The sequence below is a fragment of the Nocardioides sp. P5_C9_2 genome, from assembly GCF_054049555.1.
Genome location: NZ_JBFUMD010000012.1, coordinates 1 through 21612 on the forward strand (window position 1 = coordinate 1; position 21612 = coordinate 21612).

Below are 21612 nucleotides of genomic sequence, written 5' to 3' on the forward strand. Positions count from 1 at the left end.
CGGTGGGGCAGGCCTCGATGTTCGCCGTGTGGCCGTTCATCGACAACTTCGCGCAGTACGTCGCGATGGCGGTCGTGATGGACATCATCGGCGCCCTCGGCGGCACCGCGCACGGGGCGTACACCATCGACGTGCTGCCCCCGGGCGAGCGGGTCAAGTCCCGCGCCTACATGTACTCCGCGCTCAACGTCGGCTTCACCCTCGGCTCGCTCGTCGGCGGCATCGCGCTGGCCTTCGAGTCGATCACCCTGCTGACCGCGGTCCCGTGGTTCACGGCCGCGGTCTTCATGTTCAACGCCTACAACATCGCCACGCGACTGCCGAAGGCCCCGCACGACCTCAAGACCGCCGACGAGCGCAAGGTCAAGATCCCCGGCCCGGGACCCATGCGCAACGTGGGCTGGCTGGCCGTCACCGTCTTCACGGGGGTCCTGTGGACCAACCAGGTGATCCTCAACCTCGTCATCCCGCTGTGGCTGGTGGAGAAGACCGACGCCCCGTGGGTCGTGCTGGCGTTCCTCTTCGGCACCAACACGGTGATGTGCATCTTCCTGCCGATGGCCGCGGCCCGCGGGATCAAGGACACCCGCACCGCTCTGCGGGCCATCCGCATCTCGACCGTGTTCTTCGTGGTCTCGTGCGTCATCACGCTGTCCACCCACGAGTCCATCGGCTGGGTGACCATCACCTTGTTCTTCATGGGCCACATCACCCTCACCGGCGCCGAGCTCTTCCTCTCCGCGGCCAGCTGGACCTTCGAGGCCGAGCTGATGGACCCCCGGCGCCGCGGTGAGTACCAGGGCGCCGCCGAGCTCGGGGGCACGCTGGGCCGGGTCTGGGCGCCGGCGCTCTTCACCTTCCTCGCGATGAACTGGGGAGCCACCGGCTGGATGATCATCGGCGGCATCATCACCGCCGCGGCCGCTGCGCTGCACCCCTCCACCACGATGGCTCGGCGGTTCCTGGAGAAGAACGTGCCGGCCGACGTGCTGGCCGACGCCGCCGCGGGCGAGTCCGACGACCCCACGGCCGGCGGCGGGGACGCGCCCCCCGTCGGTCCCCCGACGCTCGAGCAGCCCGCCAGCCCGGGACTGCCGGGCTCGCCCTCCGGGGCCGTCGGGCCGGGTGCTTGAATCCTCCGGTGGCATCACCGTCTGACTGGCTCGCCGGAGCCCGCCCCCGCACCCTGCCCGCCGCCGTCGCCCCGGTGCTCTCCGGCACCGGCGTCGCGGCGTACGTCGAGGGCGCGGTCTGGTGGAAGGCCCTCCTGGCCCTCGTCGTGTCGCTCGCCCTCCAGGTCGGTGTCAACTACGCCAACGACTACTCCGACGGCATCCGCGGCACCGACGCCGACCGGGTCGGTCCGATGCGGCTCGTCGGCTCGGGCGTCGCGTCGCCGGCGTCGGTCAGGGCGGCCGCGTTCGCGGCCTTCGGGGTCGCCGCGCTCGCCGGCCTGGTGCTGGCCGCCACCACCGCGTGGTGGCTGGTCGCCGTGGGTGTGGTGTGCGTGCTCGCCGCCTGGTTCTACACCGGCGGCTCGCGGCCCTACGGCTACCTCGGGTTGGGCGAGGTGATGGTCTTCGTGTTCTTCGGGCTGGTCGCGGTCGTCGGGACGACGTACGTCCAGACCGAGACCTTCGAGTGGGCCGCGCTGTACGCCGCCGTCGGCGTCGGCGCGCTGGCCTGCGCGATCCTGGTGGCCAACAACCTGCGCGACATCCCCACCGACGTCGAGGCCGGCAAGCGCACCCTGGCGGTCAAGCTCGGCGCGGAGCGCACCCGCGGGCTCTACGCCCTGCTCGTGCTCGCCGCGGCCCTGGCTGTCGTCGCGGTCGCCGCGGCCACCACCTGGTGGGTCCTGGTCGGCCTCGGCTTCCTGGTGCGGATGGTCCCGCCCGTGCGCACCGTCCTCGGTGGTGCCGTCGGGCCCGCGCTCGTCCCGGTGCTCCAGCAGACCGGGGTCGGCCAGCTGCTGTGGTCGGTGCTGGTCGCCGCGCCCCTCCTCCTCCTCGCCTGAGCCGACCGGGCAGTTCCGTCGCGCTGCGAGGCGCCGACCGGGCAGTTCCGTCGCGCTGCGAGGCGCCGACCGGGCAGTTCCGTCGCGCTGCGACTCTTGACAACGTACAACCAATCAGTTGTATGTTGTTCCCGTGACCAGCAACGACGAGGAGCGGGCGGACGCCTTCTTCCACGCCTTGGCCGACAGGACCCGGCGCGACATCCTGCGTCGCGTCCTGGCGGGCGAGCACTCGGTCTCCGCGCTGGCCCAGCACTACCCGATGAGCTTCGCGGCCGTGCAGAAGCACGTCGCGGTGCTCGAGCGCGCCGGCCTCGTCTCCAAGAGGCGCCGGGGGCGCGAGCAGCTGGCCAGCGGCGAGGTGGAGGCCGTCAGGTCCGTCACCGCACTGCTCGGCGAGTTCGAGCAGGTCTGGCGGGGTCGGATCGACCGGATCGACGACCTGCTGGCCGACGGCACCGACACCGCGCAGCACCCCACACCCGACACCATCCAGAAGGAGAAGTGACATGCCCGTCACCGACGTGACCAAGGACCTCGAGTCCCGCACCCTCACCGTGACCTCCGAGTTCGCCGCCCCGGTGGACCGGGTCTGGCAGATCTGGGAGGACCCCCGCCAGCTCGAGCGCTGGTGGGGCCCGCCGACACACCCCGCCACCTTCACCGAGCACGACCTGGCCCCCGGGGCGCGGGTGAAGTACTTCATGACCGGCCCCGACGGCGAGGTCTACCCGGGCTACTGGGACGTCACCGAGGTCGCTCGGCCCACCCGCCTGGCGTACGACGACGGCTTCGCGGACGCCGACGGCAACCCCCAGGAGTCCGCGCCGGTCGGCTCCAGCACCGTCGACCTCCACGCCACCGACGGCGGCACCCGGATGGTCATGGTCGCGACCTATCCCAGCACCGAGGACCTCCAGAAGGTGCTCGACATGGGGATGGAGGAGGGCATCACCCAGGCGATCAACCAGGTCGACGCCCTCCTCGCCGCCTGAGCGTCGTACGCACGCGCACCAAAGCGCCCGGTCGGCACGATCCAGCGGTACGGGAGTGCCCGGTCGGCACGATCCAGCGGTACGGGAGTGCCCGGTCGGCACGATCCAGCGCAACGAAAGTGCCCGGTCGGAAATCGGGTTGCCGCGATGGCTAGCGTGAGGACCGTGGAGTACGAGCACCGGACCCTGGACCCGCACGACGACAGCGACGAGGCGAAGGCCGCGGTCGACGCCTGGATGGGCGCGGTGTCGCGGGGGTTCCACGAGGGGCGTCCCTCGGACAGCACCCGGGAGATCTGGCGGGAGACGACGCGGGCGGACTCGATGCGGCTCGCGGGCGCCTGGCTGCCGGAGGGCGCGTTCGGCGCGGGTCCGCTGCCGGTGGCGACCTTCAGCTCGTGGGACATGACCCTCAACGCCGGAGCCGCGATGGTGCCGGTCCACATGATCAGCGACGTCACGGTGAGCCCCGCCCACCGCCGCCGGGGACTGCTGCGCACGATGATGGTCGAGGACCTCGCCCAGACGTCTGCCCCGGTGGCCGCCCTGACCGTCTCCGAGGCATCCATCTACGGCCGCTTCGGCTTCGGTCCCGCCTCCTTCCGCCGCCGCATCGAGGTCGACACCACGGCGACGTTCGCGTTGCGCGACTTCGTGGACCCGGGCCGCGTGGAGCTCGTCGAGCCGGCCGACCTGTGGGACATCGCCAGCGACGTGTTCGCCCGCTTCCACGCCTCCTCGCGCGGCTCGGTCGAGCGCCCGCACTTCTACCGCGCCTGGCAGACCGGTCGCTACGACCCCGCCACGGGCAGCGCGGACGACAAGCTGCGCGCGGCGGTGCACCTCGACGCCGACGAGCGGCCCGACGGCTACGTGCTGTTCAAGCACGCGGAGGGCGAGGGTGACAAGCCCGCGACCGTCACCGCCGAGCTGCTGACGCTCGACACCACCGCCCACCTCGGCCTGTGGCGGTTCCTGGCCGACATCGACCTGTCCTCCCGGGTCGCCGTGCGCACCAGCCACCCCGACGACCCGCTCCACTGGGCGCTCGTCAACAGCGACGTCGTCGGGGTCAGGAGCGTCTACGACCACCTCTGGGTCCGCGTGCTCGACGTCCCGACCGCCCTCGAGGCCCGCCCCTGGTACGCCGACGACTCGCTCGTCCTGGGCGTCACCGACCCGCTCGGCCACGCGGAGGGCCACTGGCGCATCGACGCCGCGGACGGCCGGGCGACGGTCGTGCCCACCGACGGCGACGCCGACCTCACGGTGAGCGCCGAGACGTTGGCGTCGCTCTACCTGGGCGGGGTCCGGGTCGACTCGCTGGCCACGGCCGGCCGCCTGCCCGGCGATCCCGCTCAGGTCGCACGGCTGGGACGACTGCTGGACGGCGGCCCCGCGCCGTACTCGCTGACCAGCTTCTGACTAGTCGCTGTCCTCGCGGGCACGACGCTCGTCGAAGGCCGCGGTGGCGCGGGCGGCCCGCTCCTCGACCTTGCGGGCGAACGCGTCGCGCTGGCGGTTGAGCAGGAAGTACGACGCGATGCCGGACAGGGCGAACGCGATCACGACCGGCCACAGCAGGTTGACCTCACCGTCCCCGTCGAGCAGCGTCCAGACGCCGACGACGAGGCCGACCATGCCGATGAACAACAAGATGCGCAGCGTGGTGTAGACGAGGAACTCCTTCACGGGACCCAGCGTAGGTGCTGCCCGGCAGCCGGCGGCCGGAGGGCGGTTGCGTGGCCGCCTACATTGGGGGGGTGAAGTCCCTGGTGTTCCTCGTGCTGCTGGCACTGGTCGTCTACGCATTGGTGCGGGTGGCCCAGCAGCGGGGCCTGCGCCCCCCACCGCGGCGCCCGTCGGCGCCCCCACCGCGTCCCCACGGACCCGATGACGATCCGGACTTCCTGCGCGACCTCGATCGCAAGCGCCGTCAGGAGGACGGCGGCACCGGGGGCCCCGGCGGCACCGGAACCTGAACGGTCCCGTCGACGACGCGGGCCGGTCCCGGCTCGACCGGCGCGGGTGCGGCGTAGGAGTGCTGCGAGCTCGTGCTGAAGAAGTTGATCCCGATGAAGTTGAACCACAGCGTCGCCAGGCCGACCAGCGCGACGTACGCCGCGTTGCGTCCCTTCCAGCCGACCGTGGCGCGGGCGTGCAGGTACGCCGCGTAGACGACCCAGGTGATGAACGCCCAGACCTCCTTGGGGTCCCAGTTCCAGTACGACGACCACGCCTGGTGCGCCCAGATCGGCCCGGTGATCAGCACCGCGAACGTCCACACCGGAAAGCCGAAGGAGTGCATCCGGTAGGAGATGCGGTCCAGTGACCTCAGGTCGGGGACACGCGCGAGGTAGCCGCGCTCGCGGGTCGAGCGCTCCTTCATCAGGTAGAGCACCGAGCAGATCCCGCCGAGGGTGAAGGCGCCGGTGGCGATCACGGCGGAGACGACGTGGATGACCAGCCACGGGCTGTACAGCGCCTCGGTGAGCGGCGCGACCGGGGTGTAGAGCCAGATGACGGCGACCATCAGCAGCGTCAGCACGAAGGTCACGACGACCGGGCCCATCCACTCCAGGCCGAAGCGGCGGAGCAGGACGAGGTAGAGCAGGGCGACCACGAAGGTGCCGGCCAGCGTGAACTCGTACATGTTGCCCCACGGCACCCGGTTGGGGTCGGCGGCCATGCCCCGGGCGACGAGCGCCAGGGCGTGCACCAGCACGGCCACCCCGGTGAGCAGCACCGCGAGACGCCCGGCCATCGCGGTCCGTCCGCCGGTGACCTCCTCGTCGGCCGGCAGCTTGCGCAGGGAGGCCCACTGGACCAGGTGCGCGAGCAGGGCCAGGAAGTAGACGACCCCGGCGGCCGCGACCGCCTGGTTGCTGAGGGTCTCCCACGATGCGTCGGTCACGAGTTCTCCTTGGTCGTGCGTGCGGCACCGGTCCCGGTGCGCAGGGTGTCCATGATCGCCGCGAGCTCGGCGGCGCCCCGCTCGGGGTCGCCCCCGTTCGAGCGGTCGAGGCCGGCGACGTCCACGACGGTGGTGCCGCCGTCCTCGCGGGCCCGCACCCAGAGGCGGCGGGGCCGGATGAAGAGCGAGCCGAGGAGGCCCACGAGGGCCAGCACGACGCCGGCGAGGGCGACGAGCTTGCCGGGGGTCTCGCTGACCTGCAGCTTGTTCCAGCGCTGCAGGCCGTCGAAGGTGACCGTGCCGAGCCCGTCGGGCAGCTCGACGGTGTCACCGGGACGCATGTCGAGGCGCAGCGGCTGCCCGTCGTCCTTCATCAGCTGGGTGGCCCGGGACTTGTCCAGGACGTAGACCGACTGGCTGCCGCCGTCGTCGAGACCGAGGTCGCCGGTGTAGACGAACAGCGACATCAGCGGGTTGACCGCGTCGCCGAACACCGAGCGGGGGGCTCCGTCGCCGAGGGCGAAGGTCGGGTAGAACGTGCCCTCGAGCGCGAGCTGCCCGGGCTTCGCGTCCGGGGCCTTGATGACCCCGAAGCTCTCGAAGGTCGGCCCGGTCGGCAGGAAGATCGTCGGCCCGCTGTAGGCGACGTCGCCGTTGCCGTCCTTGATGGTGACGACCGGCGCGTAGCCGTGGCCGATGAGGAACACCTCGGTGTCGCCGATCGACAGCGGGTGGTTGACCCGCAGGTCGTAGGTGCCGGTGTCTCCGTCGGCGGTCGTGTAGTCGAGGTGGGAGACGAACTTGCGGGCCTGCCCCTTGGCCGGCCCGTCGGTGAGCCACGTGATGTCGAAGTCGTCGACGTTGACGGAGAAGCCGTCCAGGTCGTCGGCGCCGAAGAGGCTGCCGGGGACGAACTCGTCGTACTGCGTGGGGTTGTTGGACCAGCCGTTGCCGACGGTGACGATGACGCCGGCCTTGAAGCCGAACAGCCCGCCGACCGCGAACCCGACGAGCACCACCAGCACCGAGAGGTGGAAGAGCAGGTTGCCGGCCTCGCGCAGGTAGCCCTTCTCGGCCGACACCGCCCCCTCGCGCACCTCGACGCGGTAGCGGCGCCTCCTGAGCTCGGTGGCAGCGGCGGCGAGGACGTCGTCGACGCCCTCGCCCGTGGTGTACGACGCGTGCTCCGGCAGGCGGGACAGGTTGCGGGGGGCGCGGGGCGGGCGGGCCCGCAGCGCGCGCCAGTAGACCGCCGAGCGGGGCAGGATGCAGCCGACCAGCGAGATCATCAGCAGGATGTAGATCGCGGAGAACCACGGCGAGTCGTAGACCGAGAACAGCCCGAGCCTGGCGTAGATCGGCGCCAGGTCGGGGTGCGCGTCCTTCCAGCGTCCGACGGCGAGGGCGTCCACGTCGTCCTGCGGGATCACGGAGCCGGGGATGGCGGCCAGGGCGAGCAGGAGCAGGAGCACCAGCGCGGTGCGCATCGAGGTGAGCTGGCGCCAGGACCAGCGGACGAGCTCGCGCGCGTTCATGTCGGTGGGCATGGGCTGGGCCTGCCGGTCGTCGCCGGACGAGTGGGTGCTCACCTCAGACCGCCGTCTCGAAGGAGGTGACCATGCGCAGCTGCAGCCACTGGATCATCTGGTCCCACAGGCCGGTCACCAGCAGCACGCCGACCATCACCAGCATCAGGCCTCCGGCGCGCATCACCCAGACCTGGTGGCGGCGGACCACACCGAAGACGGTGAGCGCCCGGCGGTAGGCGAGGGCCGCGATGATGAACGGCAGCCCGAGCCCGAGGGCGTAGATCGCGGACAGCAGCGCTCCGCGGGCCGCGGTGCCCTCGTTGAGCGAGAGCTGGGTGATGACCGCCAGTGTCGGCCCCATGCAGGGGCTCCAGCCGAGACCGAAGAGGAAGCCCAGCAGGGGCGCGGCGGCGAGGCCGACGGCCGGCACCTGGTGGATGCGCCAGTCCCGCTGGAGGCCCGGCAGCCACCCGGCGAACATCAGGCCCAGCACGATGGTGACGAGGCCCAGCACGACGGTGATCTCGCGCTTGTAGTCCACCAGCCAGCCGCCGAGCGAGCCGGCCGCCGTACCGATGGCCACGAACACCACCGTGAACCCGAGCACGAAGAGCAGCGCCCCGGCGAGCATCCGGCCGCGACGGGCGTGCTCCAGGTCGGCCCCCGAGAGCCCGGTGGCGTAGGAGAGGTAGCCCGGCAGGAGCGGGATCACGCAGGGGGAGAAGAAGGAGACCAGCCCGGCGAGCAGGGCCACGGGGACCGCGAGGGCGAGCGAGCCGGACGCGGCCTGGTCGGTGAACCAGTCGGTCACGACGTCCCCTCGGCCGCCGTGTCGGCGACGACGTCGAGCAGGGTCTGCTTCGACGGCAGCCGACCCAGGATCGAGGCCGCGATCCGGCCCTCGGCGTCGAGGACGACGGTGGCGGGCACGGTGTAGGCCGTCAGGGTGCCGTAGAAGGGCACCAGCGCCTTGCCGTCCGCGGAGAAGACGGAGGGGTAGGGCACCTCGAAGGACCGGACGTAGGCCCGCGCCTGGTCGACGGAGGAGTCGCGGATGTTGACCCCGACGAAGGCCGCCGTGTCGTCGAGCTCCTCGGCGGCGTCGTTGAGGTCGGGCTGCTCGACCCGGCACGGCGGGCAGGCCGACCACCAGACGTTGACCACGACCGGCCGGCCGCGCAGGTCGGCGAGGGTGACGGGCCTGCCGTCGAGGTCCTCGCCCTCGAGGTCGATCGGCTCGCCCCGGTCGGCGGCGGCCACGAGCTCGAGCTGGCCGTCGCTGGTGACGTAGCCCTTGTCCCCCGCACCCTCCAGCGACGAGCAGCCGCTGAGGGCGGCCGTGCCGAGCAGCAGGCAGGCGAGCAGGGAGACGAGAGCGCCCCGGGGGCGCGAGGTGGGAGGAGGCACGATCAGGGCCGGTCCTCCGCAGGCGCGCCGCCGGCAGAGAACGGGGCCGAGCGGTCGCCGACCGGGATCAGGTCGCCGGCGGGCTCGGAGTAGGTCACCCGCACCAGCCGGTCGTCGTCGAAGTGCAGCGACGTGAGCGAGCACAGCGTGCACTGCCGCTTCTTGGGGTGGTGGAGGTAGGACTTCCGCTCCGCGTGCAGGCGGGTCGTCCAGATCGGCAGCTGGTGGGACACCACGACGGCCTCGTGGCCGCGCGCCTCGTCCCGGGCGTCGTGGACGGCGGCCATCATGCGCGCCGCGATCTCGTCGTAGGGCTCGCCCCACGACGGCGTGAGCGGGTTGTACATGTGGCGCAGCAGCGACGGGTGCTTGACGAAGGTCATGCCTCCGTCGCGGAAGCTGATCCCCTCGAACTTGTTGGCCGACTCGATGACGCGCGGGTCGAGGACCGGCTCGAGGCCACGCACGGCCGCGAGCGGCGCACTGGTCTCACGGGCCCGCTCCAGCGGCGAGGAGACCATGTGCACGATGTCGCGCTCGCCGATGGTCTCGGCGATGCGTTGCGCCATCCGGTTGCCGAGGTCGGAGAGGTGGAACCCGTCGCGACGGCCGTAGAGGACGCCCTGCGGGTTGTGCACCTCGCCGTGGCGGAGCAGGTGGACGATCGTCTCCATCAGGAGCGGTTTCCTTCGCTGTCGGTGGGGGTGGCGGCCGCGGCCGCCGCGCGGGCGGCGGCGGGCAGGGCGTCCAGGACGGCCTGCACGGCGCGGTCGTCGTGGGCGGCGGACACGAACCACGCCTCGTACGCCGAGGGCGGCAGGTAGACGCCGCCGTCGAGCATGGCATGGAAGAACGCCGCGTACGCCGCGGTGTCCTGGCGGCCGGCGCCGGCGAAGTCCCGCACCTCGCCGTCCGCGAAGAAGATCGAGAACATGGTGCCGGCCGACTGCAGGCGGTGGGGCACCCCGGCGTCGCGCAGCGCGTCGACGGCGGCCGACCCGATGGTCGCGGCGGTCTCGTCGAGTTGCGCGTAGACCTCGTCGGTGGCGAGCCGCAGGGTGGCGAGGCCGGCGGTCGTCGCGATGGGGTTACCGGAGAGGGTGCCGGCCTGGTAGACGGGTCCGTCGGGCGCGAGGCGGCCCATCACGTCGGCCCGGCCGCCGAAGGCCGCGGCGGGGAAACCACCGCCCATCACCTTGCCGAAGGTCATCAGGTCGGGGGTCCAGCCCTCGACTGCGCCGTCGAGGCCCCAGCCGCCCTGGCGGGTGGCCCGGAAGCCGGTCATCACCTCGTCGCTGACGAACAGGGCCCCGTGCCGGCGGCAGGTCTGCGCCAGGAAGCCGTTGAAGCCCTCCCCGGGCGGCACGACGCCCATGTTGCCGGGCGTGGCCTCGGTGATGAGGCAGGCGATCCGGTCGCCGTGCTCGGCGAAGGCCCGCTCGACGGCGGCCCGGTCGTTGTAGGGCAGCACGATGGTCTCGCCGGCCGCCGAGGCCGGCACACCGGGAGTGCCCGGGACCGCGAGGGTGGCCAGGCCGGAGCCGGCGGAGGCGAGCAGCGCGTCGACGTGGCCGTGGTAGCAGCCGGCGAACTTCACGACGAGGTCGCGCCCGGTGAAGCCGCGCGCCAGCCGGATCGCCGACATGGTGGCCTCGGTGCCGCTGGAGACGAACCGCACCGCCTCGACGGGCGTGCGGGACACGATCTCCTCGGCCAGCTCGACCTCGGGCTCGGTGGGGGTGCCGTACGACGTCCCGCGCGCGACCGCCGCGGCGACCGCTGCCTGCACCTCCGGGTGCGCGTGGCCGAGCAGCATCGGGCCCCACGAGCAGATGAGGTCGACGTACTCGTTGCCGTCGACGTCGGTCAGCCACGCGCCGGACGCCGAGCGGATGAAGCGCGGCGTGCCGCCCACCGCGGTGAACGCGCGCACCGGGGAGTTGACGCCACCGGGGGTCACGGCACGGGCCCGCTCGAAGAGCGCGCTGCTGTGGGCGGTCGGGGCTGTGGCCCGGGAGTCAGCATGCAGGGGCTGGGTCACCCGGTCATTGTCGCCCAGCACCCAAGCCGGCGCTCATTCGCCGTCGCCCCCGCGGGGGCCAGCGCGGCGCGGGCCCCCCGAACATCGGGGGTGTTGCGACGTAACTCACTGTGACAACATTCGTTGGGACCACACTCGGCCCATACTGGCCGCGACGTTCCGGTCCGATCACGGGGAGAGCAGCAGATGTCAGCATTCGGCCGCATGCACAAGGCGACGGCACTGGTGCCGCTCGCCGTGCTGTCCGCTGCCTGGACGGTGAGCATGGCCGGAGCCGGCCTCGGCAGCGCGGTCGCCGGGGACGAGGGCTCGGGAGCACTGCCGGACGGCACCACGATCCCCACCGAGGCCATCGAGGCCCCCGCCAGCGTCTCGGTCCCGGGTGTCGTCGCCCCCGGTGTCCCCCGCGGGCGGTCCGCCCAGGTCGTCGACGCCGCCTCCACCAGCGGCATCCCCTCCGCTGCGCTGGCCGCCTACCAGCGGGCCGAGGCCGTCATCAACTCCGCCGACACGTCCTGCGAGCTGCCCTGGCAGCTGATCGCGGCCATCGGTCGCGTCGAGTCCGACCACGGCCGCTTCGGCGGCAACGTCCTCGGTGACGACGGCGTTGCGCAGCCCGGCATCTACGGCATCGCGCTCAACGGCAGGAACGGCACCCAACGGATCACCGACACCGACGCCGGGCAGTACGACTCGGACACGAAGTACGACCGCGCCGTCGGTCCCATGCAGTTCATCCCCTCGACCTGGTCGGTCGTCGGCGTCGACGGCGACAGCGACGGGCGCCGCAACCCCCAGGACATCGACGACGCGTCCCTCGCGACCGCGGTCTACCTGTGCTCGGGCGACGACGACCTGTCCGCGGAGAAGGGTCAGCGGGCCAGCGTCTACCGCTACAACCACTCCAACGCCTACGTCGACCTGGTGCTGTCGATCATGCAGGCCTACATGGACGGCGACTTCCTCTCCGTGCCGACCCGCACCACCTCGGCGGGCGTCTTCGCCCCGGACCCGACCGGACCGTCGGCCTCCACGCGGGGCAACGGCAAGGGCGGCAAGGGGGGCAAGGGCGGCAAGCCGGTGGTGAAGTCGGGCACCCCCACCCAGCAGCCCACCCAGCAGCCCACGAAGCAGCCGACCAAGCAGCCCACCCAGACGCCCACCACCCAGGCCCCGACCCAGCAGCCCACCCAGCAGCCCACCMAGGACCCGATCAAGACGCCGTCCACCTCGCTGCCGGTGCCGGTACCGGTGCCCACGACGGTGCCGCCCCTCCCGTCGACCAGCGTCCCCCCGCTCGACCAGACGCTGACCTACGTGCAGGCGGTGGCCCAGTGCACCAGCCAGGGCGTGGTCGACAACCCGCTCACCGCCACCAACGAGCTCGCGGCCTGCGCCAACGCCCTGCTCGCGCCCTGACTCCTCACCCGTCGAGGAGGGCCAGCAGGTGGTGCGCCTGTGCCTCCGTGGTCCCGGCCGGCCTCGCCGATGCCGGTGGCGCTCACCGGTCCACCTTTGTGTGTGGCTTCAGTGCCACCCGGTGACACCGAACCCACACACACGTTTACCGATCTCTGCGCAGGAGCCGGGCGGCCTCGGCGGCCCAGTAGGTCAGGATGACGTCCGCGCCGGCGCGCCGGATCGACGTGAGGGTCTCGAGGATGGCCGGCTCCCGGTCGATCCAGCCGTGGGCGGCGGCGGCCTCCACCATGGAGTACTCGCCGGAGATGTTGTACGCCGCGACCGGTACGTCGACGGCGTCGCGGACGCGGCGGATGACGTCGAGGTAGGCCAGGGCCGGCTTGACCATGACGATGTCGGCCCCCTCGGCCACGTCGAGCAGGGCCTCCCGGACGCCCTCGAGGGCGTTGGGCGAGTCCTGCTGGTAGGTGYGCCGGTCGCCCTCGAGCGAGGAGCCCACGGCCTCACGGAAGGGGCCGTAGAACGCCGAGGCGTACTTGGCGGAGTAGGCCAGGATCGAGACGCCCTGGTGCTCGGCGGCGTCGAGCGCCTCGCGGACCACCTTGACCTGGCCGTCCATCATGCCGCTGGGACCGACCATGTCGACGCCGGCCTCGGCCTGGGCGCGCGCCATGTCGGCGTACGCGGCGAGGGTCTTGTCGTTGYCGACCTCGCCGTCGGTGGTCAGCAGGCCGCAGTGCCCGTGGTCGGTGAACTCGTCGAGGCACAGGTCGCTCATCACGGTGAGCCCCTCGCCGACCTCGGCCACGACGTCGTTGATCGCGAGGTTCAGGATGCCGGCGGGGTCGGTCGCGCCCGACCCGGTGGCGTCCTTCTCTGCGGGGACACCGAAGAGCATCACCCCGCCGAGCCCGAGCTCGGCCGCCTCCACGGCGGCCCGGCGCAGGGAGTCGCGGGTGTGCTGGACGACGCCCGGCATCGAGCCGATGGGCTGGGGCTCGTCGATGCCCTCCCGCACGAACATCGGCAGCACGAGCTGCCGCGGCTCGACGGAGGTCTCGGCGACCATCCGGCGCAGCGCAGGGGTGCGGCGCAGGCGCCGCGGCCGGATGACCGGCCCGACGACCGCGTCCCCCGGGAGGTGGTGCTCCCCTGCGCCGGCGGTCACTTGGCCTGGGCCTTGCGACGCGCGGCGGGCTTGCGCTCGCTCGGCCGGGTGACGAGGTCACCGGCCTCCAGCATCGCGAGACGGCGGGCCGACCCGAAGTCGGCCAGCGCGTCGACCAGCACCTCCACGTCGGGCTGGGGCGACAGCACGTCGACCCGCAGGCCGTGCTCCTCGGCGGTCTTGGCCGTGGCCGGCCCGATGACCGCGATGATCGTCGAGGGGTGCGGCTTGCCGGCGATGCCGACGAGGTTGCGCACCGTGGAGGACGAGGTGAACACGACGGCGTCGAACTTGCCGGTCTTGATCGCGTCGCGCGTCGGCGCCGGCGGCGGGGTGGCCCGCACGGTCCGGTAGGCCGTCACGTCGTCGCACTCCCAGCCGAGGTCGACGAGGCCGGCGACGAGGTTCTCCGTCGCGATGTCGGCGCGGGGCAGGAAGACCCGGTTGATCGGGTCCAGCACCTCGTCGTACGGCGGCCAGTCCGCGAGGAGACCGGCAGCGGACTGCTCGCCCGACGGCACCAGGTCGGCGCGCAGGCCCCAGGCGGCGATGGCCTGGGCGGTCTTGTCGCCGACCGCGGCGATCTTGAGGCCGGAGAAGGCGCGGGCGTCGAGGCCGTACTCCTCGAACTTCTCGCGGACCGCCTTGACGGCGTTGACCGAGGTGAAGGCGATCCACTCGTAGCGGCCCTCGACCAGACCGCGGACGGCCTTGTCCATCTGGAGCGGGTTGCGGGGCGGCTCCACCGAGATGGTGGGCACCTCCTCGGGCACCGCGCCGTACTCACGCACGCGACGCGAGAGCGAGCCGGCCTGCTCCTTGGTGCGCGGGACGAGCACGCGCCAGCCGAAGAGCGGCTTGGTCTCGAACCAGGACAGGGTGTCGCGCAGGTCGACGACGTCGCCGATGACGATGATCGCCGGCGGGGCGACGCGGGCGCCCCGGACGTCGGCCGCCACGTCCGCCAGGGTGGAGATCAGGGTGGCCTGCTCGGTGGTGGTGCCGACGCGGGTCACCGCCACGGGGGTGGTCGCCGAGCGGCCGGCCTCGATGAGCGCCGCCGAGGTCTCGCCGATGGAGCCGACGCCGGAGAGCAGCACCAGGGTGCGGTCGTCGGCGTACTGGCTCCAGTCGACCTTGTCGCCACAGGTGACGACGGCCATCTCCTTGTGGTTCTTGGTGGTCAGCGGGATGCCGGCGTAGGCGGGCACCGCGGAGACCGACGAGACGCCGGGCACGATCTCGAAGCCGACACCGGCCTTGACGCAGGCCTGCGCCTCCTCGGGACCGGACGCGTAGAGGAACGGGTCACCGGTCATCAGGCGTACGACGCGCTGCTTCTTGCCGTGCTTGATAACGACCTTGGCGCGTGCGGCGTGGGTCAGCGGCTGGCCGTCCTCGCCGAAGCCACCGTCGACGAGGAGCGGACCGGCCGCCTCCTCGCCCTCGACCGGCTCCGGGAGCCCGAGGAGCGTGCGGACCATCCCCACGTGCTCGGGTGACTCCGTCACCACCACGTCGGCGTCGCGGATGAGCTCCACCGCGCGCACGGTCAACAGGCCGGGGTCACCGGGACCACTGCCGACGAAGGACACCCATCCACGGGGCGCGGCGCCCGACGTGCTGGACGGGGACTGGCTCTGGCTACGAGTCATGCCTGCTGCTTCCTCACTGGTGCTTCCATCAGGTCTGCTGCGCCGTCCGCGAGCATGTCGCTCGCGAGGCGATGGCCGACGCCGGCGGCGTCGGCGACGTGTCCGGTGGCGCTCATCCGGACCGAGAGTCCGCCGTCGTGGGAGAGCGCGACCGCGCGCACCCACAGCTCGTCGCCGTCCTCTCCCTCCACGACCTCGGCGAGGGCGCCGAGGGGTGCGGAGCAGCCGGCCTCGAGCGTGGCCAGCACGGCTCGCTCGGCGGTGACGGCCGCCSGGCTGGCGGGGTCCTCGAGCGCGGCCAGGCCGGTCACGAGGTCTGTGTCGTCGGCGCGGCACTCGATCGCGAGCGCTCCCTGCCCGGGGGCGGGAAGCATCTGCAGCGGGTCGAGCACCTCGGTGGCGTCGGCCAGTCGGCCCAGGCGGGCGAGACCGGCGCGGGCCAGCAGCACGGCGTCGTACTCGCCGCTGGCGACCTTGCCGATGCGGGTGTCCACGTTGCCGCGGACGCCGGTGACGTCCAGGCCCAGGCCCAGGGCCTCCAGCTGCGCGGCGCGGCGCGGGGAGCCGGTCCCGACGCGGCTGCCGTGCGGCAGCTCGCCCAGGGTCAGTCCGTCGCGGGCGACCACGACGTCACGGGGGTCCTCGCGGGTGGGGACGGCGGCCAGCGCGATGCCGTCGGCGGGCGCCGTCGGCAGGTCCTTCAGCGAGTGCACCGCGACGTCGACCTCGCCGCGCAGGAGCGCGTCGCGCAGGGCGCTGACGAAGACGCCGGTGCCCCCGAGGGTCGCGAGGGGGGCGGTGTTGACGTCGCCCTCGGTCGTGATGGTCACGAGCTCCACTTCACGCCCCAGCCGCTGCCGAATCAAATCGGCGACGTGTCCCGACTGGGTGGTGGCCAGCGCCGACGCCCGGGTGCCGAGGCGCAGGGTGGTCGAGGGGGCGCCGACGGCGTCCGTCACGGTGCCGGTCATGGGGTCCCCTCCCGGGAGATGCCGTCGGCGCGGGTGACCGCGTCGACCGCCTCGGGATCCAGGGCGAAGAGCTCGGCGAGCGCGGCCGCGTAGGACACCGCGCCGTCCTCGTTGGCGAGCTCCTTGACCCGGACCGTGGGCTCGTGGAGCAGCTTGTCGGCGACGCGGCGCACGGTGTGCAGGACCTCGGCACGGGTGGCCTCGTCGAGGCCGGGCAGCCGGGCCGACAGCCGCTCCATCTCGCTGTCCACGACCGAGGTGGCCATGGAGCGCAGCGCGACGACCGTCGGGGTCACGCTGGCCTTGCGGCGCGCGGCGAGGAAGGCGGCGATCTCCTGGGCGACGATGGTGCGTACGTCGTCGACGCCGCGGGCCGAGTCGGAGCCCTTGAGCTCCTCGGCCAGCGCGGCCAGTCCCAGCACGGTCACGTCCGGGAGCTCGGCGACGGCGGGGTCCACGTCGTGGGGCAGCGCCAGGTCGACGATGGCCAGCGGGGACGAGCCGTGCGCACGGGCCGCGGCGACCGCGTCCCGGCCGATGACGACGCCGGTCGCCCCGGTGCAGGAGATGAGGACGTCGGCGCGGCCGATCTCCACGTCGAGGTCCACCAGCGACACCGGCCGGGCGTCGTACTCGGTGGCGAGCCGCCGGGCGCGCTCGGGCGTGCGGTTGACGACGGCCAGGTCGCTCGCGCCCATCCGGTGCACCGTCGCGGCCGCCAGGGAGGCCATCGAGCCGGCCCCCACGACGACGACGCGACGCCCGGACACCTGTCCGGGGATCCGCTCGAGCGCGGCGGTCACCAGGGAGGGGGCAGCGCGGTCGATGTCGGTCTCGGCGCGCGAGCGCTTGCCGACCCGCAGCGCCTGCTGGAAGAGCACGTTGAGCGCGGGACCGACGGTGCCGAGCTCCTGGCCCACCCGCAGCGCGTCGCGGGTCTGGCCGAGGATCTGGCCCTCGCCGACCACCATGGAGTCGAGTCCGGCGGCGACGTTGAAGAGGTGGGAGACGGCGCCGTCGTCGTAGTGGACGTACAGGTGCGGAACCAGCGCCTCGGGGGCCTCGCCGGCCCGGTCGACGAGCAACCGCGAGACCTCCTCGATGCTGCCGTGGAACCGGTCGACGTCGGCATAGATCTCGAGCCGGTTGCACGTCGAGATGACGGTCGCCTCGGTGACGTGCTCACTGGAGGCGACGTCGCTGATCAGCTTGGTCACCCCGTCCGCGTCGAGCGCGAGGCGCTCCAGCAGCGGCACCGGCGCGGAGCGGTGGGACACGCCCACGACCAGGACGCTCATGCGATCTCCTCGGTCTCGTGGATCCGGTCGTCGAGCCCGTCGAGGTCGTCGGCCACGGTCGCTCCGGCCTTGCGCTGCACGTGGTAGGCGAGGATCTGCAGCTCGATCGACAGGTCCACCTTGCGCACGTCGACGCCGTCGGGCACCGACAGCACGGTCGGCGCGAAGTTGAGGATGCTGGTGATGCCCACGGCGACCATCCGGTCCGCGACGTCCTGGGCGGCGAGGGCCGGGGTGGCGATGACGCCGATCGCGACGCCCTGGTCCTCGACGATCTCCTCGAGGTCGTCGAAGGGCCGCACCTCGATGCCGGCGACGAGCTCGTCGTGGCGCTCGGGCGCGGCGTCGAGCAGGGCCACGACCCGGAAGCCGCGGCTGCGGAAGCCGGAGTAGTTGGCGAGGGCGTGCCCGAGGTTGCCGATGCCGACGATGACGACCGGCCAGTCCTGGGTCACACCGATCTCGCGGGCGATCTGGTAGCGCAGGTACTCCACGTCGTAGCCGACCCCGCGGGTGCCGTAGCTGCCGAGGTGGGAGAGGTCCTTGCGTAGCTTGGCGGAGTTGACGCCCGTCGCCGCGGCGAGCTCCTCGCTGGAGCACGTCGCCGTGCCCGCCTCCGCGAGACCGATGAGGGCCCGGAGGTAGACGGGCAGCCGTGCGACGGTGGCCTCGGGGATGTCCCGGGCGCTGTCGGTGGAAGTCCGTGCCGTCACTGCTCTTCTCTCCAGCCGGCTCGATCCCGGGTGCTGGGGAGACCCGGTCAAGGTCGAGCGGCGTGGTCACTGTAGGAGTTTGTGAACCCGAGAACAAACTCGGCGGAGACCGCGGCTAGCACATGTGAGTATCCCCACCCGGACCGGGGTGTGTCGAGGTGTCAGCCGCGAAGCAGCGCGGCGCGCAACCGGTCCGGGTCGACCCGCCAGAAGTCGTGCTGGCGACCGTCGACGAGGGTCACCGGGATCTCCTCGGCGTAGCGGGCGAGCAGGGCGGGGTCCTCGTCGACGTCCACCTCGGTCCACGTCTCCGACAGCTCCGCGCAGACCGCCTCGATGACGGCCCGGGCGTCGTCGCACAGGTGACAGCCCGGACGACCGTAGAGGGTCACCCGCGGTGCGAGCGGTGGCAGCGTCCCGGGCTCKGTCACTCCAGCAGCCCCAGGGCGCGCCGGCGCTCGAGGCCGCGCAGGCGACCCTTCTGCACCTTGCCGGTGACGGTCAGCGGGAGCTCGTCGACGACCTCGATGCGGGTGGGCTGCTTGAAGCGGGCCAGGCGTACGGCGGCGTGCTCGGCCGCGGCGGTCCCGGTGGCCTCAGCGTCGGCGCCGGGCGCCACGACGTAGGCGACCACGGCCTCGCCGGTCCGCTCGTCCTCGACCCCGATGACGGCCGCGTCCCGGATGCCCGGCACCTCGCGCAGCACCTCCTCCACCTCGGTCGGATAGACGTTGAAGCCGCTGACGATCACCAGCTCCTTGACCCGGTCGACGAGGAACAGGTCACCCGTCGGGTCGAGGAAGCCCACGTCCCCGGTCCCCCACCAGCCGTCGGCGTCGACGCCACCGGAGCCGTCGGGCCAGTAGCCGCCGAACAGGTTGGCGCCGCGCAGCTGGATCTCGCCCGGGTCCTCCCCACCGAGCACCCGCCCGGACTCGTCGACCAGTCGGATCTCGATGCCGGGCAGCGCCGCTCCCACCGAGCCGGACCGGTGCGACTCGCTGCACAGGGTGCTGGTGACCACGGGCGCGGCCTCGGTCAGGCCGTAGCCCTGGTGGACGGGGATGCCGGTGGCCGCGGTGAAGGCGTCCACCACCTCGGGGGCGAGCGGCGCCGAGCCGGACAGGACCAGGCGCACCGAGCCGAGGTGCTCGGGGAGGTCGGCGAGCCGCAACCAGTGCGCGAAGACCGGCGGCGCGACCGGCAGCACGCTGCACGCCTCGTCCTCGATCAGGTCGAGCACCGCGACGGGGTCCCACCGCTCGACGAGCAGCAGCTTGGCGCGCTCGCGGAGCACGACCCCCAGCACGGCGTTGAGCCCGTAGACGTGGAAGAGCGGGAGCACGCCGAGCACGACGTCGTCGCCGTGGATCATCTTCGGCCGGACCCCGGCGACCTGCTCGATGTTGGCGATGAGGGCCCGGTGGGTGAGCATCGCGGCTCGCGGGCGGCCCGACGTACCGCTGGTGTAGAGCAGCGCGGCGAGCTTCTCGGGGTCCTGGAGCGGCGGGACGGGCCTGGCCTGACCGGAGACGAGGTCGTCGTAGCCGATCTCCCCGGGTCCGCGCTCCGTGCCCACGGCGACGACCCGCGGGTGCACCGCGCGCGAGAGCAGGTCCGGGTCCAGGACGGTCGCGTCACCGTCGAGCGCCGCCTGGACGGTCGCCACGGCGGCGCGTACGGCGGGCAGCGCGTCGGAGTCCGCGATCACCAGGCGTGAGCCGGAGTCGGCGATCATCCGCGCCAGCTCGTCGGCGGTGGAGCGCGGGTTGACCGGGACGGAGACGACCTGGGCCCGGAGCACCCCGAGGTGGCTCGTGACGAACTCGAGGCGGTTGCCCACCGCGATCATCACCCGGTGCCCGGCCAGGACTCCGAGGCGACCCAGTCCGGTGGCACACCGGGCCACGTCCGTCTCGAGCTGGCCCCAGGTCACCGCTCGCCCGCCGGACTCGACCACGGCGAGCCGGTCCGGAGAGTCCTCGGCGGCCTCGGCGACCAGGTCCGCAAGGTCCGTCAACGACATGGATCGATACTTCCACATCCCCCGGGACACCCGGGTCGTCCGGAGGGTCGACCGCGCCCGTCGGGACTACCCTGAGCGACGTGACGCCCGACCGCCCCCGCCGCCTCAACCTGCAGCAGCGCTCGACCATGGCGGGCGAGGCCGCGGCCGCCTCGGCGGAGGTGGAGACCGCCCTGAACACCCCCGTCGACCCCGTCGCGGCGGCGTTCTTCGACGTGGACAACACGATCATGCAGGGCGCCAGCATCTTCCACCTCGCCCGCGGCCTGCACCGGCGCGAGTTCTTCACCACCCGCGAGATCGTCGGCGCCGCGTGGAAGCAGGCGTACTTCCGCCTCGTGGGCGTCGAGGACCCCGAGCACGTGGCGGACGCCCGCAGCTCCGCCCTCGGCTTCATCGCCGGCCACACCGTGACCGAGCTCGAGTCGCTGGTCGAGGAGATCTTCGACGAGGGGATGGCGCACCGGATCTGGCCGGGCACCCGCGCGCTCGCCCAGATGCACCTCGACCAGGGGCAGCGGGTGTGGCTGGTGACGGCGGCCCCGATCGAGATCGCGCGGATCATCGCCCGCCGGCTCGGACTCACCGGAGCCATGGGCACGATCGCCGAGCATGAGGACGGCGTCTACACCGGTCGCCTGGTCGGCGACATGCTGCACGGGCCGGCGAAGGCCGAGGCGATCAAGGCACTCGCGGTCCGCGAGGGACTCGACCTGAGCCGCTGCTCGGCGTACTCCGACTCGGCCAACGACCTGCCCATGCTCTCGCTGGTGGGCGACGCCTGTGCGATCAACCCCGACGCCCGGCTGCGCGCCCACGCCCGGCAGCAGGGGTGGCGGGTCCGCGACTACCGCACCGGTCGCAAGGCCGCCCGGGCCGGTCTGGTCGTCGCCGCGACCGCGGGTGCGGTCAGTGGCGCGGTCGCCGCCGGCGCCACGCTCCGCGGCCGACGTCACCCCTGACGGCCCCTCGGCAGGGACGTGGGCCGGAGGCCATTCCCAACGCCGTCGACTTTCCCTACTCTGTGGTGGTCCCGGCTGGGACCGACTGGGAGGGTCGTCAGAACGCCATGTGGGGTGACACCGACATCGAGCGGGGACTCGACGCGCTGCGGCGTGCCGTGCGCCTCGCCCTCGTGGTGCCCGCACCCGCCGGGCACGTGCTGCTCGCCGAGGCGGACACGTCCGTGGGCGGCGCCCCGGGCGGTCGTCGCGACAGCGGGGGTCACGGCCCGTACGGCGACGCCGACCAAGCCACCTCCTCGGAGGACGACGAGGCCGAGCGCAGCCGCCTGATCGCCCTGGTCGAGCTCGCCCGCGGAGGGGACACGGAGGCCTTCGGCCTGCTCTACGACCACTACCAGCCCTCGGTCTACCGCTTCCTCTACTACCGCACCCGCTCGGTGTCGCTGGCCGAGGACCTCACCTCGGAGACCTTCTTCCGGGCCCTGCGCAGC

The 21612-nt window shown here is 72.7% G+C and carries 23 protein-coding genes; 9 read left to right on the forward strand and 14 right to left on the reverse strand.

The genetic code is table 11. The features are described from left to right. From ACXJKL_RS01355 to ACXJKL_RS01375, 5 genes are all read left to right on the forward strand, one after another. Positions 1–1133: MFS transporter (locus tag ACXJKL_RS01355; protein ID WP_457205249.1), on the forward strand; the 1133-nt coding region annotated here is incomplete at its 5' end. Between the two features lie 8 nt (positions 1134–1141). Continuing rightward, entirely contained in the window at positions 1142–2017 is an 876-nt protein-coding gene (locus ACXJKL_RS01360) for a 1,4-dihydroxy-2-naphthoate polyprenyltransferase (protein WP_457205250.1), read from the forward strand. Positions 2018–2150: 133 nt separating this feature from the next. Then, positions 2151–2525, forward strand: a complete 375-nt coding sequence (locus ACXJKL_RS01365; RefSeq protein WP_457205251.1) for an ArsR/SmtB family transcription factor — start codon at positions 2151–2153, stop codon at positions 2523–2525. Between the two features lies 1 nt (position 2526). After that, positions 2527–3012, forward strand: coding sequence for an SRPBCC family protein (locus ACXJKL_RS01370; RefSeq protein WP_457205252.1), 486 nt, complete (start codon positions 2527–2529; stop codon positions 3010–3012). A 165-nt stretch (positions 3013–3177) separates the two neighbouring features. Further along, a complete protein-coding gene (locus ACXJKL_RS01375; RefSeq protein ID WP_457205253.1) occupies positions 3178–4437 on the forward strand; it encodes a GNAT family N-acetyltransferase in 1260 nt (419 codons plus the stop codon). Here the strand turns inward: ACXJKL_RS01375 and ACXJKL_RS01380 are convergent, their stop codons facing one another. Continuing rightward, positions 4438–4704 carry a DUF4229 domain-containing protein gene (locus tag ACXJKL_RS01380; protein ID WP_457205254.1) on the reverse strand — a complete coding sequence of 89 codons (267 nt, stop codon included), beginning with the start codon at positions 4702–4704 and terminating at the stop codon, positions 4438–4440. It lies immediately after the preceding gene. Between the two features lie 71 nt (positions 4705–4775). Here ACXJKL_RS01380 and ACXJKL_RS01385 point away from each other — a divergent pair, with 71 nt between their 5' ends. Next, on the forward strand, positions 4776–4994 hold the full coding sequence (locus tag ACXJKL_RS01385) for a hypothetical protein (RefSeq protein WP_457205255.1): 219 nt from the start codon (positions 4776–4778) through the stop codon (positions 4992–4994). Here the strand turns inward: ACXJKL_RS01385 and ccsB are convergent. Genes ccsB through hemL form a run of 6 tightly spaced genes read right to left on the reverse strand, consistent with a single transcriptional unit; the run spans position 4949 to position 10903 of the window. Next, entirely contained in the window at positions 4949–5926 is a 978-nt protein-coding gene (gene ccsB, locus ACXJKL_RS01390) for a c-type cytochrome biogenesis protein CcsB (RefSeq protein ID WP_457205256.1), read from the reverse strand. The two genes, ACXJKL_RS01385 and ccsB, sit on opposite strands and share 46 nt — an antisense overlap. Next, entirely contained in the window at positions 5923–7515 is a 1593-nt protein-coding gene (gene resB / locus ACXJKL_RS01395) for a cytochrome c biogenesis protein ResB (protein WP_457205257.1), read from the reverse strand. Before resB ends, ccsB begins: the two co-directional genes overlap by 4 nt. 1 nt (position 7516) lies before the next feature. Next, complete coding sequence (locus tag ACXJKL_RS01400) at positions 7517–8266, reverse strand: cytochrome c biogenesis CcdA family protein (protein ID WP_457205258.1); 750 nt, start codon at positions 8264–8266, stop codon at positions 7517–7519. After that, a complete protein-coding gene (locus tag ACXJKL_RS01405; RefSeq protein ID WP_457205259.1) occupies positions 8263–8862 on the reverse strand; it encodes a TlpA disulfide reductase family protein in 600 nt (199 codons plus the stop codon). Before ACXJKL_RS01405 ends, ACXJKL_RS01400 begins: the two co-directional genes overlap by 4 nt. A 2-nt stretch (positions 8863–8864) precedes the next feature. Then, on the reverse strand, positions 8865–9536 hold the full coding sequence (locus tag ACXJKL_RS01410; protein WP_457205260.1) for a histidine phosphatase family protein: 672 nt from the start codon (positions 9534–9536) through the stop codon (positions 8865–8867). After that, the gene (gene hemL, locus ACXJKL_RS01415) at positions 9536–10903 is read right to left on the reverse strand and encodes a glutamate-1-semialdehyde 2,1-aminomutase (protein ID WP_457205261.1); all 1368 of its coding nucleotides are present in this window, start codon (positions 10901–10903) and stop codon (positions 9536–9538) included. Before hemL ends, ACXJKL_RS01410 begins: the two co-directional genes overlap by 1 nt. A 204-nt stretch (positions 10904–11107) precedes the next feature. On the opposite strand from hemL, the gene ACXJKL_RS01420 reads away from it, so the two are divergent. Continuing rightward, entirely contained in the window at positions 11108–12322 is a 1215-nt protein-coding gene (locus ACXJKL_RS01420) for a lytic transglycosylase domain-containing protein (RefSeq protein WP_457205262.1), read from the forward strand. 145 nt (positions 12323–12467) lie between these two features. Here the strand turns inward: ACXJKL_RS01420 and hemB are convergent, their stop codons facing one another. The 7 genes from hemB to ACXJKL_RS01455 all read right to left on the reverse strand — a co-directional run bounded on the left by hemB (position 12468) and on the right by ACXJKL_RS01455 (position 20156). Beyond that, positions 12468–13394, reverse strand: a complete 927-nt coding sequence (gene hemB, locus ACXJKL_RS01425) for a porphobilinogen synthase (protein ID WP_457205271.1) — start codon at positions 13392–13394, stop codon at positions 12468–12470. 95 nt (positions 13395–13489) lie between these two features. After that, a complete protein-coding gene (locus tag ACXJKL_RS01430; RefSeq protein ID WP_457205263.1) occupies positions 13490–15148 on the reverse strand; it encodes a uroporphyrinogen-III synthase in 1659 nt (552 codons plus the stop codon). Continuing rightward, positions 15145–16119: a hydroxymethylbilane synthase gene (gene hemC, locus ACXJKL_RS01435; RefSeq protein ID WP_457205264.1), complete on the reverse strand. Its 975-nt coding sequence runs from the start codon at positions 16117–16119 to the stop codon at positions 15145–15147. The genes ACXJKL_RS01430 and hemC overlap by 4 nt, the downstream gene beginning before the upstream one ends. After that, entirely contained in the window at positions 16116–17417 is a 1302-nt protein-coding gene (locus tag ACXJKL_RS01440) for a glutamyl-tRNA reductase (RefSeq protein ID WP_457205265.1), read from the reverse strand. The genes hemC and ACXJKL_RS01440 overlap by 4 nt, the downstream gene beginning before the upstream one ends. Then, complete coding sequence (locus ACXJKL_RS01445; protein ID WP_457205266.1) at positions 17414–18130, reverse strand: redox-sensing transcriptional repressor Rex; 717 nt, start codon at positions 18128–18130, stop codon at positions 17414–17416. The genes ACXJKL_RS01440 and ACXJKL_RS01445 overlap by 4 nt, the downstream gene beginning before the upstream one ends. A gap of 161 nt (positions 18131–18291) precedes the next feature. Continuing rightward, a complete protein-coding gene (locus tag ACXJKL_RS01450; RefSeq protein WP_457205267.1) occupies positions 18292–18561 on the reverse strand; it encodes a glutaredoxin family protein in 270 nt (89 codons plus the stop codon). Further along, positions 18558–20156: a class I adenylate-forming enzyme family protein gene (locus ACXJKL_RS01455; RefSeq protein WP_457205268.1), complete on the reverse strand. Its 1599-nt coding sequence runs from the start codon at positions 20154–20156 to the stop codon at positions 18558–18560. Before ACXJKL_RS01455 ends, ACXJKL_RS01450 begins: the two co-directional genes overlap by 4 nt. An 80-nt stretch (positions 20157–20236) precedes the next feature. Between ACXJKL_RS01455 and ACXJKL_RS01460 the strand changes: the two genes are divergently transcribed. Beyond that, positions 20237–21118, forward strand: a complete 882-nt coding sequence (locus ACXJKL_RS01460; RefSeq protein WP_457205269.1) for an HAD family hydrolase — start codon at positions 20237–20239, stop codon at positions 21116–21118. 107 nt (positions 21119–21225) lie between these two features. Beyond that, positions 21226–21612, forward strand: a 387-nt coding sequence (locus ACXJKL_RS01465; RefSeq protein WP_457205270.1) for an RNA polymerase sigma factor, incomplete at its 3' end; no start/stop codon positions are given.

Bases quoted from the DNA above. Each gene is read 5' to 3' on its own strand.
- ACXJKL_RS01370 (WP_457205252.1), top strand. From the start codon at position 2,527: ATGCCCGTCACCGACGTGACCAAGGACCTCGAGTCCCGCACCCTCACC.
- ACXJKL_RS01410 (WP_457205260.1), bottom strand. From the start codon at position 9,536: ATGGAGACGATCGTCCACCTGCTCCGCCACGGCGAGGTGCACAACCCG.
- ACXJKL_RS01430 (WP_457205263.1), bottom strand. From the start codon at position 15,148: ATGACTCGTAGCCAGAGCCAGTCCCCGTCCAGCACGTCGGGCGCCGCG.
- ACXJKL_RS01440 (WP_457205265.1), bottom strand. From the start codon at position 17,417: ATGAGCGTCCTGGTCGTGGGCGTGTCCCACCGCTCCGCGCCGGTGCCG.
- ACXJKL_RS01455 (WP_457205268.1), bottom strand. From the start codon at position 20,156: ATGTCGTTGACGGACCTTGCGGACCTGGTCGCCGAGGCCGCCGAGGAC.